10 protein-coding genes and 1 tRNA gene are annotated in these 12,730 nt (G+C 44.4%); 6 read left to right on the top strand and 5 right to left on the bottom strand.

What is annotated here, in order from left to right:
* A partial coding sequence (locus JNK13_03990) for an IS3 family transposase (protein ID MBL7661895.1) occupies positions 1-132 on the bottom strand: 132 nt, incomplete at its 3' end.
* A gap of 383 nt (positions 133-515) precedes the next feature.
* On the opposite strand from JNK13_03990, the gene dut reads away from it, so the two are divergent.
* Positions 516-968: a dUTP diphosphatase gene (gene dut, locus JNK13_03985; protein MBL7661894.1), complete on the top strand. Its 453-nt coding sequence runs from the start codon at positions 516-518 to the stop codon at positions 966-968.
* 98 nt (positions 969-1,066) lie between these two features.
* Positions 1,067-1,255: a hypothetical protein gene (locus tag JNK13_03980; GenBank protein ID MBL7661893.1), complete on the top strand. Its 189-nt coding sequence runs from the start codon at positions 1,067-1,069 to the stop codon at positions 1,253-1,255.
* 96 nt (positions 1,256-1,351) lie between these two features.
* Here the strand turns inward: JNK13_03980 and pyk are convergent, their stop codons facing one another.
* The 3 genes from pyk to JNK13_03965 all read right to left on the bottom strand — a co-directional run bounded on the left by pyk (position 1,352) and on the right by JNK13_03965 (position 6,110).
* Positions 1,352-2,803: a pyruvate kinase gene (gene pyk / locus JNK13_03975; protein ID MBL7661892.1), complete on the bottom strand. Its 1,452-nt coding sequence runs from the start codon at positions 2,801-2,803 to the stop codon at positions 1,352-1,354.
* Positions 2,804-2,967: 164 nt separating this feature from the next.
* Positions 2,968-4,128, bottom strand: a complete 1,161-nt coding sequence (locus JNK13_03970; GenBank protein ID MBL7661891.1) for a hypothetical protein — start codon at positions 4,126-4,128, stop codon at positions 2,968-2,970.
* Positions 4,125-6,110, bottom strand: a complete 1,986-nt coding sequence (locus JNK13_03965) for a hypothetical protein (GenBank protein MBL7661890.1) — start codon at positions 6,108-6,110, stop codon at positions 4,125-4,127. The genes JNK13_03970 and JNK13_03965 overlap by 4 nt, the downstream gene beginning before the upstream one ends.
* A 171-nt stretch (positions 6,111-6,281) precedes the next feature.
* Between JNK13_03965 and dprA the strand changes: the two genes are divergently transcribed.
* Both dprA and JNK13_03955 read left to right on the top strand, forming a co-directional pair.
* Complete coding sequence (gene dprA, locus JNK13_03960; protein MBL7661889.1) at positions 6,282-7,514, top strand: DNA-protecting protein DprA; 1,233 nt, start codon at positions 6,282-6,284, stop codon at positions 7,512-7,514.
* Positions 7,515-7,758: 244 nt separating this feature from the next.
* A tRNA-His gene (locus JNK13_03955) sits at positions 7,759-7,834 on the top strand.
* A 299-nt stretch (positions 7,835-8,133) separates the two neighbouring features.
* Here the strand turns inward: JNK13_03955 and JNK13_03950 are convergent.
* On the bottom strand, positions 8,134-8,781 hold the full coding sequence (locus tag JNK13_03950) for a hypothetical protein (GenBank protein ID MBL7661888.1): 648 nt from the start codon (positions 8,779-8,781) through the stop codon (positions 8,134-8,136).
* Positions 8,782-9,184: 403 nt separating this feature from the next.
* Here JNK13_03950 and JNK13_03945 point away from each other — a divergent pair, with 403 nt between their 5' ends.
* Positions 9,185-10,279, top strand: a complete 1,095-nt coding sequence (locus JNK13_03945; protein MBL7661887.1) for a site-specific integrase — start codon at positions 9,185-9,187, stop codon at positions 10,277-10,279.
* A gap of 4 nt (positions 10,280-10,283) precedes the next feature.
* The gene (locus JNK13_03940; protein MBL7661886.1) at positions 10,284-12,602 is read left to right on the top strand and encodes a PriCT-2 domain-containing protein; all 2,319 of its coding nucleotides are present in this window, start codon (positions 10,284-10,286) and stop codon (positions 12,600-12,602) included.
* Positions 12,603-12,730 lie beyond the last annotated feature (128 nt).

Here is a 12,730-nt window from a genome sequence, read left to right as displayed (position 1 = left end):
CGAATGTCGTCGCCTGGAGTTATAAAAGTTCTCGATGTAGCCACCGATATCTGCCGTGGCGGCTTCACGAGAAGGATAATCCATCTGATGAATCCGCTCCACTTTTAAAGTATTAAAAAAGCTCTCAGTCATGGCATTGTCCCCTAACTAACTGGTGCTATCCTCTTTTGTAACTTATTGAAATTAATGGCAGTTGATAACTAGTATGGGGTTTGAACTTTTGGTACAGGGTAACTTTCCTAAGCAAACGGGCATATTCTCAATGCAGTGGCGAAGCCATAAATATTTCCAATCGCACGCAACAAATCGATAAATCTGGACGATAATGTAGTTGGAAGTGTAATCTCTCTAGAAAAACGTGTTTTTTAGTCAACAGATTGCCACAACTGCTGGCGCAATCTCGCAATGACTGTAGATTTTTTCTCGGCTATAAGCATTAACCCCGCGCAATAGAGCTAACCATGGAGCTAAAGCCTCTAATCGACAGTTGTTCCAAACGATGCTATCAAGTACCCATGATGGAACCAACCTTTACATTTTTCCTGACTGAAGAAGCTAAGAAGATAGGAATTAATTTTAGTTCGCCACGTCAAGGTGACGCCGGATTCGATATCCGCTGTTTAAAAGTTGTCAGCATTGCTCCTGGCGAAAAAACCCTGATTGAAACTGGACTGCATCTGGCGATCCCGCAAGGCTTTGTTGGGATCGTGCGCGACCGCAGCAGCGTAGCTGTTAAGGGCGGCCTAACTGCCGCAGGAGTGATCGATAGCTCCTACCGCGGAGAAGTTAAAATTCTAATGCACAATACTACAAAAGCACCTCTGACGTTTGAAGCTGGTGAGAAAATTGCCCAACTTGTGGTGTTACAACATTTAACTGGAAATGCTTTGGAAGCTGCTCCAACTCTTGATGATCTTGGTTCAACTGAACGCGCTAGCGGCGGTTTTGGCTCTACGGGGAAGAGATAAATTTTCTTTGTCAAGAAATTCTTTTTTCTAAAGAGTAAATAAAGTCTTTCACGAACTGTGTTCACACATGCTATGCTAATCTTAAGATTGAGATTGGTATGGATGATTCACGTCGACCCTCATATGTAGCTCGTGAACTAGAACGCTTAAAACATCAGGCGTTTAGCAATGCTGCGCGCCGCGAACGCCTACCGCAACCACTATTCTGGTCACTCTTTTTTTCTAAAGTGAAGTCGATTCGTACGCACAAAGAGCAAGAAGATCTGTTAAAAGGGCTTTTTCTATAAAGCGCCCCACTTACAGTATTTAAAAATCATGGAGATCTTTCGACGGAGCCTGCTCTGAGAGAAGTCAAACAGCCTCAAGATGAGAGTTTTTATGTATTAGATCGTGCGGGGAATTTCGCGAATCTCCATCACCGTCGTCGTGCCCGGACGCTTCGCACGAAGCCCCGCCGTAATCACCACACGTGAACCGGGCTTGATATTATAGACCTCACGAGCTGCAGACATCACGGAGACAACTTCATCTTCAGTAAGAAAATCATCCCTGACTTGGAAGAATAAAGGATAGACACCCCAAAGTAGTGCAATGCGCGCGAGCGTTTTCTTTTCGTAAGTCGCGCCAACAAGAAATTGTCGCGGGCGATACTTGGCTACAAGCCGAGCAGTATAACCCGAATGTGTGCAGGCTAAAATTGCCGTCGCCGTCACCTTATTCGCCGCTGCACAGGCCGCATAGCAGATCGCGTCAGCCACAGTCTCGCGATCCGCCCCCCGTAAGCGTGGACGATATTCTTCAAACTGAAAATCCTGCTCAGCTTCAAGTAGAATCCTCGATAAGACTTTCACAACTTGAACCGGATGCTTACCAATTGCAGTTTCCTCAGATAACATCACGGCATCCGTGCCATCACGCACGGCAGTATAAACGTCGCTGACCTCAGCTCGCGTTGGACGCACTTCATTAACCATCGACATTAAAAGTTGCGTTGCAGTAATTACCGGAGCACCAAGATAGTTCGCTTCTTGAATAATTTGTTGTTGAGCATGTGGCACCCGTTCAAGCGGAATCTCTAGCCCAAGGTCTCCCCGCGCAACCATGACTGCATCCGAGGCTTTGATAATGTCAGAAATTTCATCGATTGCTGAAGCTCGTTCGAGTTTAGAAATCACTAAGCATTCACCATTTAACTCCCTGATCTGATCCCTTAAAGTAAAGACATCTCGAGCTGTTGCCACGAATGAAAGCGCGACATAGTCGACAGCGTTTTTTACGCCCCAAGCCAGATCGCCAAGATCCTTTGGGGTCAGGCAGGGGATATCAAGCTTAGAATCAGGAACAGAAATTCCACTTCGCGAACGCACTGTCCCGCCGGCGATAACTTTACAACTGACCGAGTTGCCTGTGACTTTGCCAGAAAATAATTCAACTTTCCCATCGCTGAGTAAGACCCGCTCTTCTGGTTTAATTACTTGTATGGGGTCAAATGCTTCGACGAAAATTTTCTGGTTTGTGCCGATTTCATGATCGCCATGGGTCAGTAGCACAATGCTACCTTCGACTAATTCGATGCTACCATTTTCTACATCGCTAATTCTCACCTTCGGACCGCAAAGGTCCTGCATGACAGCTACATGGCGTCCGAGTTTTTCTGATTCTTCGCGGACAAATTTAAGTACTTTTGCATGATCTTCGTGCGACCCGTGTGAAAAGTTAAGGCGGGCAACATCAATGCCAGCTAAAATTAAATCACGAATCACTTCCCGGGTGCTTGAAGCAGGTCCAAGTGTTGCTACAATTTTTGTTTTTCGTCGTGGTAGTCCTTCCATCATACTTACTTATCAATAATAGTTAACTTATAAAAGCTGTTGAAAAAACGTTGAGCTTAAGCTTGAACTTACTCATTTTTGCCTTTGAAAAATTCTACCTTATAGTTTGTTAGCGGTCGGTTAGGGCTAAAGTAAAAGGGTTAAGTTTAAGCTAAGGATCAAGTAGATTACTTAATAAACGTGCACTTCTCAGCAGTCAGCAATGCATTATAAATTTGTTCCGGCGTAATTGCATTGTCGGCAAGTAAATATTCAATTTCGCTAGCTAGAGTTGACATCTGAAGTGCCGGTGAATCCGTAGAAAAGCAGTAGGGAATGTTGAATCGATCTAGAGTGTTTAAAAGTTTCCCATATTCAGCAGCTGAACCAATGGCTTTTGTTAAGACATTTGAATAGATGCAAAGTTCACAGATAATTTTTTCTTGAGCTAAAAGCTCTAGTCCACGCGCGTCTTGCTTATCCCAGAAGGCCTTAATCGCTGAAATCGGGTGAGATACGCGCTGGGGCTTGAGTGCTTTAATCACATTAATAAAAGTTTCAATCGTCGTGTGTGGGGTTTCACCGAGGTGAATTGTGCGTCCAAGATCGGCACCGCAGTCAGCATAAAGTTCGGCAAAACGATCGAGTTCTTTTGGATCTGACAGAGAATTTACCGATTCCGGGCCAGCGAGATCGATTCCGATAATTTTTCGTTGTGATTTCTTCCAAGCTTTGACTTTATCGGCCAGTCTGCGGTTGACCTCGAAGGCAAGGTCTCTACCGAAGCAAAAAATTAGTCCAACTCTCATATTGCCGCGATAGGCTAACTCACTCTCTTCGGCTGATTCGCAGGCAGCTTTAATAATGCGGTCGACATCGAAAATCCCAGCCTCGCGATCACGAGCAACATAAACTGCAGAACGCTTCATCGGGTTAAAGCGAATTTCAAGCTGCTTGATCGCAAATGCCGGTTCGGGGTCTGCTCCTTCGCCACCTGGCCCAAGAGTCTTCATGCCACCTGTGCGGTATGCACCATTAATTGCAATGCGAATTGACTCAGCCACAGCTTCAGGTCCCGCTTGAATTAATTCAACAATTTCAAAAATCTCAAGATAGCGGTCTAGGTCACCCGTGTTATCTGGCCGACGAGTTAGAGTTTGGATAAATTCTTCATACGATCCAGCTCCCATACGAATTCCGCGCGCGATGCCCATCTCCCAGAGGCGATATAAGGGAACACTGCCCCCCAAATGAACATGCACTTCTGTGACGCTATGCTTGGTGGAAAATGTGCCCAGGGCATCTTTTAAGCGTTTTGGTGTTATTTTATTTTTTACTGGATGCATCATTCACTTTCTGCTTCTGCCGCCAAATTCTTTGTTACAGTCTTAGCTTTTTCGGCAGGTTCTGCTGCTTTTTGCTTTTCCTGTTTCTCGTTTGTGGTCGCAAGGTCTGTTTCTTGAGGTTGGGACAAGCTATGCTCGTCACTTTCAGGATTAAATCCAGTATTTGGCGCAGTCGCTTCGAAATGCCCTTGCAGTGTGTAGCGAAAATCGCCATCTGGAGTTTTTTCCGCGAAATCCACATCTCCAAATTTTGGATCGTCAATTAGCCCACGCCAAATCATCCAACTCCCCACAACTTGCGAACGATCCGGAGCGACTGTGCCTTGAATCATAATTGGAGAAATAACCCGGGCGGAATTAGACCCCTGTTGTAAGTATGTTCGAGCTCGGGCTTTAAAGTTAAACTTTGTTGTGGGAATTCCGCCTTCTGAGCTTGTTTCTAAATCAGCCTGCACCCCTTCAAGTTCAAATTTTTTCACCCAAAGTGGTTCCTGCGCACCGGCAACGATCTGGTCGGGAGTTAGTTTTTTTGGAGCAGAGAGAATGCTCACATCAAAAGCCATCCAGACTTGCGATCTGCCGAGACGCACTTCTGTGTTGACTGTCGTTTGCTTGTCTTTGGTTGTGCCTAGAAGCAGCTTCCCAGTGCCACGGTTTGCTGTCGCATCTGACTCAGCAAGTTGCTTCATCATCACTTCCTGCTCATGTAATAGTTTGGAAATTAAATCATCAGACATGCGGGCTTTCATGCCTTTTTGCTCTTGTTCTACTTTTGTTTCATTCGCAAAAGTTACCAGATAAAGGCCGAAAAATGCTGCCACCAAGGCAATCCATTGAAAGACCGAAACAACCACCGGAGTGGGAGGCTTGCCGGGGAGTTCAAGTGTAGAGTAGTCGTATAGCTCCTCTTCCGTCCGCTCAGGTTTTTGATCCAGTGTTGGGCTAATTTGTGGCGAGTCAGACACATTTAAATTGGGGATTTCTTGAGCTTGAAGTTTTGTTTCTTGAGGCGTGCTTGTAGGGCCTGGAGCGCTACTTGGAGTAGGAGCTTCAGTCGCAGAGTCAAGCGCCGAATGCATTTTTTGAATCTCTTGCTCAATTGCTTTTTCATTTTCAATAGTACTTGAATCAACTTTTGTCTCTGCTGGTTTTTCTTCTTCGCCAAAAGATAGATCAAGGCTCGCTGCGGAACTTGCTGCTGTTGGAGTAGGTGCGGGGGCAGGTTCTGTTGGACTGGCTTTGGCGGGAGCAGGCTCTTCGTGACCATCGAGTGATAAGTCAGAAAGCGTTGCGGTTGTAGGCTTTACTTCTGCTGGAGCAGGGACTGTAGGCTGAGGAGCAGGCGCTTTAGGAGTCTCAGCTAGTACTTCGTCAAGACTTAAGCCAAGGCTTGGTATTGGAGCGCTTGCTGCTGTCGGAGGTTCAGCTGCAGGTGCTGGGCTTATTGCGGGTGTGGGGGGCGCGCTCAGCACGGCTTGTGTCTGAATAGGTGCCTGGACAGGAGCCTGAACCGGCGGCTTGTCCTTTTCTGGTTCATCGAGTGTCAGCCCTAAATCGGGGATTGTGACTTTTGCAGCGACTGGCTGAACTTCTGGTTGCGAAGGAGTTTGCGCGGGGGCAGGTTCTGCAATGTGCGGGCCTTGATCTAAGCTTAGACCGAGATCTTGCAAGTTTGTTGCTGGTTTTTCTGGGACGACTGTTGCTGTTTGCGGTTCGCTGGTTGTTTTTACGGGCGCGGGTTTTTCGGGTAGAGTCTCACCTTCGTAATAAGCAACAATTCCAAACTCTTTACATTTCGCTCTTAATGGTTCTTTATTTTCATCTTCAACCCAATCCTTAAGAATTAAGGGAAGGTTCTTCATCCTCATTGCCACGGCATCTGGAGACAATGCGAGTTCTTCAGACAAGAAATCAATAATAAATGCTCGTCGACTTGGCGACCAGTCAGTTAAATCATGAATGATGAAGGTATGTTTTGCGCTCACGCTTAAATCTTAAAAACTCTTACAAATAGTCTAACCTTTTAAATGCCTTATGCTCAAGAACGAAACATTTGGCTCAAAACGGCCGAATATAATGATGAATCACTAAATACTTCATAACAGGAAGTATCAATACCCCTTAATTATTTATCGACACGGATTTTGAGCAATTATATGGATTATTTATCTACGACTTTAAATCGTCAGACCTCGCAGATGTTTGATTTGGACTATCTTAGTACCAATCAGGGTTTATCAGAGGCTATTAGTCTAGCGATTACTGCGATTCCTGGGCAAGTTAAGTTGCTTCTTAAGCAAAACGAGCGACCTGAGATTTCTCCGTTGCAGGCCTTAAAATTGATTCAGAGCCTCAGTGCGCAGGAATTTGAAAGTGCCTTAGCCCAGCTTTCTGACATCGCAGCTCGCGGCTATACTTTTATTAATTTTACAAGCCAACTTTTCCCGGCGCGGTTGGCTGCTACAAGTTTTCAACCGCTTGGACTTTATGTTTGGGCGAAAGCGCCCAAGTTACTTGCAGATTTAAATCAATTGCCTGCGTTTGGCATTGTTGGTGCGCGAAGAGCAAGTCAATATGGAGTCAAAGCCGCGCGTAAGATCTCCAAAGAACTATCGCTTGCTGGCTCATATATTGTAAGTGGACTGGCAGTTGGAATTGATAGTGCTGCGCATCAAGGGGCTTACGATGCGGCGCTTGAGCGTTTGCAGGTATTTCCGGGGATTGCTGTTTTAGGGTCTGGTTTTGATTGTTTATATCCTAAGCAAAATCGTGTGCTAGCAGAGCGTTTGGTTGAGCAGGGTGGAATAATCTTGTCTGAGTATCATCCCGATCAAAACCCAACCAAGTTCACTTTCCCCGAGCGTAATCGAATTATTGCTGGGCTTGTTGATGCCTTGATTGTGATTGAGGCTGGGGAGAAAAGTGGTTCGCTGATTACTGCGCGTCTTGCTGCTGATGCTGGCCGGCAGGTGTTTGCGCTTCCTGGAGAGATCACTAATCCTTACGCGCAGGGGAGTAATAAACTAATTCGCAACGGCGCAACCTTGATTCAATCTGTGGCAGATGTTTTTGAGGATTTGCCGCACCTGCGGTCGCGTTGTCTTAATTTCGAAACTGAATCTGCGGCCTTGCCGCTAGTAGCTACGCAGTGCGTAAATAGTGGGGGGCAGCTTGATCGAAACTTTCCGGCTGAGATGGGCGTACTTTCGCAGCAAATTATTGCTGAGCTTGAAAAGCAGGAAGCTTTGCCTTTTGATCAGTTACTGCCATTAATTTCTGGGTCTGCGGTTGAGCTTAGGGCGGAACTTTCTAGGCTTGAAATGGCGGGCAGGATATTTTCTCATCCAGGGGATTTTTACTCAATTTCTGAGTTCGTTGACATTCTTTAGTCATTAGAGCATTTTACGGTCTGAAGCGTTTTGGTTATTGTTTGCTTTTGGTGGGTGTAGCTTCCGCCTTCGCTAAGGCTACGGCGGACGAGCAGTTGGTAGCCAAAAGAATGCCCCGAGTTTATCGAGGGGAGTTGGTTGATAATATCTGGTGGGTGTAGCTCAGTTGACTCTGTTTGATTTGTCCTGCTGGCGCAGGACCTACCAACTGAGCAGGATGTATTGTAGGTTAATTTCATATCTGGTGGGTGTAGCTCAGTTGGTAGAGCGTCGGGTTGTGGTCCCGAATGTCGTGGGTTCGAGCCCCATCACTCACCCCATTTTTCGTACGCATGGATGCGACGAGATGCATCACATTCGTCACTTCTTCCTAAGCTGTTAGAAACTCTAATAATCAATTTTAATCGTTCAGCTTTTTGGCTTCCGTCGAGGCTTTTTATCTTTTCTTGAACACTGCCAAAAATTCAGGAAATTTCAAGGATTGGATGCAGGTAGGATGCAAATCTGAAAAGGGCACCTAGCTTTGGTGGATGCAATGGATGCATGGCATTAGTTGAGGGATCGAGTTTACGGACTGTCACCGTGTCACTCTGTCACTATTAAGCTGAGACAACTAAGGCTACCCCTTCTTTGGTCTACCTCTAGTTCTTTTATCTTCAGGTGTCTCTGCTTCTTCTTTCTGTACGCTTCGCGATTCAGCAAAAGCTTTCAATAATACATCGGGAAGAAATCTATGAATTAGATTGCACTCCTCAATTGATAGATCCAACTGAACCGTGCCCCCACGTACATTATCCCTAGCAGCCTCAAGCTTCGTGATAATGCTATCAGCTTTATTTTTGAATTCGGGATTCCGACTTTCTGATTCAACTGGTGGTTGCTTTAATCTTTCGTAGATTGACCAAAGGGTTTCAATGCTGGTTTCGTTGGGATTAAGCTGAATTTCATCTGGAAGAACATCCCAATATTCTTTGGTATCAGGATACACCGAAATAAAGCTACGTAGGATTGAGTCCATTAGCCACTTCTCATTGATACGCCCCTTTTTTGGAGCTGTTTCCTCAAGAACTGCCTTTCTTGCCAAGAAGAAATACTGAACTAGCTTGTCGATTATTCCTGCTGTTGGAACTACGTCAGGGTGGTTGACCAAACGAGACAACGCATTCCTATCGCACTTACTTTCGTCTGCGACCTCTTTCAACGATATTTTGCGTCCAGAATCTTTCTCTAATATCTGTATTAATTTCAATAGATTAAGTCGAATCATACGAACCTCATGAGTTGGCAATAAAATAATGTTTGCAAATATTCATTTTATATGCAAAGATGTATTTAAATGATGAATGTACATAAAAGGTGCCTTCACATTTAAATCCTACTTTATGTTAATACGGATGTAAAGCGGGAATACTTAATATTTGTAATTTAACCGTTGGATTGCCTGTTGTGGATCACAGCGACTGGATAACCGCCGAAGAGGCAGCAGAGATGCTTTCGATATCGGTCAACGCATTTAGAATCCTGGCGTATCGGAATCGCGAGAAAATCGTGAAACGAACGCTAGGAAAGCGAAGCGTCCGATATAGCCGAGAAAGTGTCTTAGCTCTGCTTCATTAAGCTGTTACCTATTTGTAGTTCGATAACTGGCGATCCTTTGATGCAGGAGATGTATGAGCATTAAAGAGATCGTAAAGAATGGGAAAAAAGTTGGATATGATGTGCAGGTTTCAGCCAGACATCCTATCACGAAGGAGAAGAAATACCTTAGAAGAGTCGCCCCGAATAAATGGGAAGCGAATCAGCTTGAGCAAAAATTAAAAAATGAGCTTCAAGCAATTCTTAACGGAACACAGACCCCTAGTTGGACCGAACTTGTATCAGAATACGTTCAACAGAAATTAAACAAGAAAGCTGGGTCTACTCGAAAAAATGAGCTGTCCATTATCAATTTGCACCTCAATCCTGCTCTTGAGAGGAAGGAAGTTGGTCAAATATGGAAAGAAGACATAGAGGCTATAATTGAGAAAGCAGCCGAACGCTCGAATAGTACAAAACACAACATTCGAAAGACCGCACAGAACATTTTTAAGTTTGGAATTGAAAAACGCTACATCAGAGACAACCCTTGCATTCACGTCAAGTTGCCTGAAGTTGTAAGAGAGGTTCCTGACCTTCTATCACAGAAAGAGGTCACGCTTCTTCTCAAATATGCCAAGAACGAAAAGTCAAAATGGTATCATATTTGGGCATTCGGCGTTTACTCTGGTCTTCGCAGTGGTGAGCTGTATGCACTTCAATACAAGCACCTTCAAATTGAGGGCGAACGTGGCGTAATTCTGGTCCGTCAAGCGTGGACCAAAGAAGACGGATATAAACAAGTAAAAGATAAGCATTACAGAACTGTCCCAATCAACCGTCCGTTGATGCAAATCATCAATGAACTGCGCGAGGCTAACCCTAATAGTTCAAACCCAGAAGACTATGTTCTTCCAAAGCTCAAGGAGTGGACGCGTGGGGATGCTGCAAGATGTCTACAGTTCTTTCTTGTTGGGCATCGTCTCCCACCAATTAGATTCCATGACTTGAGATCACTTTTCATAACGCAACTACTGCGAAAGGGAGTTGCTCCAGCCGTCGTTATGGAAATGACTGGGCACGAAGACATGGAAACGATGATGGATTACTGCCGTATGGTTGGGTCCGAGGTGCAGAACCAAACAGACGTGCTCGACTACTCAACCGCCGATTCAGATGAGGAGAAGTAAAGCCATGGAAACAAGAAATAAAAAACTATTCTCGAACGAAGAAATTGCATTGCTGAGAAAAAATGCTGGATTCGAAGAGAGTGAAAAGCCTTCATTCCAGCCCGACATCAATGATGCAGTTCATTTTCTTAGAGCGTTAGGAAGAGCTGAAGATGTTAGTGATGTTACATTCACCTTTCAGGTCTTTGATGACACTGAGGAGCGTGATCACAGCAAAGCGAAGCATTTCTCTGGCACTTTGAAAGAAGCATGGGGAAAACTTCTCGAATCAAACAAAGATGGGTGCGGTGTCTTCGTAATGATCAATGAAGGCGACCAACTCGGGCGAAGTGAACCAAATGTTGTTAAAGTAAGAGCGTTATTCATTGATCTGGATGGTTCACCAATAGAACCAGTAACGAACAGCAGCACACCACCGCATATTGTGGTGGAGTCAAGCAAAGACAGATTCCATGCCTATTGGTTGGTTGATGACTGCCCACTTGAATCATTTCGCACACTGCAGAAAGCACTAATTAAGAAATTCAATGGTGACTCTCGGGTTTGTGACTTACCACGAGTGATGCGATTACCTGGATTCTTTCACAGAAAAACGAGTAATCCAATTATGACGAGATTAGTTTCAACGGACCAGTCTCGCGCACCGTATCAGATAGATACACTCGTAAAGGAGTTGCAGTTAGAACTAGATCCTAATCACATCACTTCTTCAACTAAGAGCAACGCTGCAGTTCCCGTGGAGCAAATAGAAGAAATGCTCGCGTATATTGATCCAGATAGTGATTATGACACGTGGATGAAGGTTGGCTTGGCAATTCACTCAGAGTATCCAAATGAATCAGGCTTTAAAATGTTTGATGCGTGGAGTTCTTTGGGAAAGAAATACAAAGCCCAAGAAATGAGGTCTAAGTGGGAGAGTTTTAGTAATCCCTACTCAGGAAAAAGGGTTACGATGAAGACACTACGTAAATTTGCAAAGGACGGTGGATTTGAGAAAAAGCAGAAAAAAGAGGAACGTTCGGCAAAGGAATATATAGACTTTATTTATTCACTTCCGCAGGTAAAGGAGATTAAACGTGAGTTCTTTTCAGATGAGCTTATCGTTTTTACTAACGATGGGAAGAAGTATCCAATCGCGAATCTGCTTAAATATATTCAATCATATGCAATCGAGGCGGGTGGATTTACACTAAGTTATTTTGAAACACATCTATGCAGGCATTGGTTGGAAGAAAAGCAACCTGAGTTGTTAATTGATATTCCCGAATGGGATGGAATCGACCGACTCAAGGAAATTTGCTCGTGCGTGAAAGCCAAAGATTTCAATCGTGATGAGTTGTATCAACTTCTAAGGAACTGGGGGGTAACAATCTTCCGTCGAATGGAAGATCCAACGATACAGCCATATGTTTTAATCCTTAAAGGTGCACAGGGAGTTGGAAAAGATTCTTTACTAGATGCTCTTGTTGGCGGATTTGGTCCGTATTACTTCGAGTTGAATCTTAACAACATCGCTGAAGCTGAGCGAGAACTTCATACGGCAGCTGTATTTAAGATTACAGAATTTGATCGAAGTGCGAAGCAGTCGGCACAGGTTAAACGAATTATTACAACGAACAAAACCACAGTGCGTCTTGCATTTGATCCTAGACCACAAGAACGCTTCGTGAGAGCCAGCTACGCAGCGACTTCTAACGTTGATGATATATTTACAGACGTAACTGGTAATCGGCGTTACTGGGTCATTGATCTTGAGTACGGTGGCTTTAGGCAAATCGCAACTAACGGTAACGGGAAAATTACCTTCAGCAAGGATGTTGAAAAAGATTATCCTGGAATGTTCTGCAGAAGTAATTTCCGTTCAGAACGACTTCAGATACTCGCCCAATTCAAAGCATTGGCACAAACTGGAGAGCATCGCCCAGATCAGGCAGTTCAGGACAAAATGAACTCGATAGTCAGGGCACTTACACCAGACGATCCTTACGACACGCTGGTAGATGTATGGGATGAGAATGTTCACGACTCACTTTCAAACCCAATGTATGGATCGTCTAATGATACGGCAAGATCCAGGGGGTATCTGACCAATTCTGAAATCAAACAGAGGCATTTGATAGAGCGAATGATTGAAGATACTGGACTATGTCCCAATCAGATCCGACAGGCACTTAAAAAAGCAGGTCGGTTTAAGAGAATTGGAAAGGAAAGAAGATATACTTTTGAATTACCGAAGGGCAGGAATGAACTTACGGATGATGAAGTAAATACACTTGATCGGCTTATGGACGATGATGAAGAGTATGATTCCTTTGAATGTTAGTTACGCAAAGAAGATGACACTGTGACGCTGTGACAGGGGTAAAATTTGGTCAACAACAGTAGTATGACTCCCCTAGGAAGAATAACTGTCAAAGTAGTTAAAGATATCATCTGAGTGTGTAATATTTT

The sequence above is a fragment of the bacterium genome, from assembly GCA_016786595.1.
Lineage (GTDB): Bacteria > Bdellovibrionota_C > UBA2361 > SZUA-149 > JAEUWB01 > JAEUWB01.
This window is presented reverse-complemented; position numbering and strand designations above follow the sequence as displayed.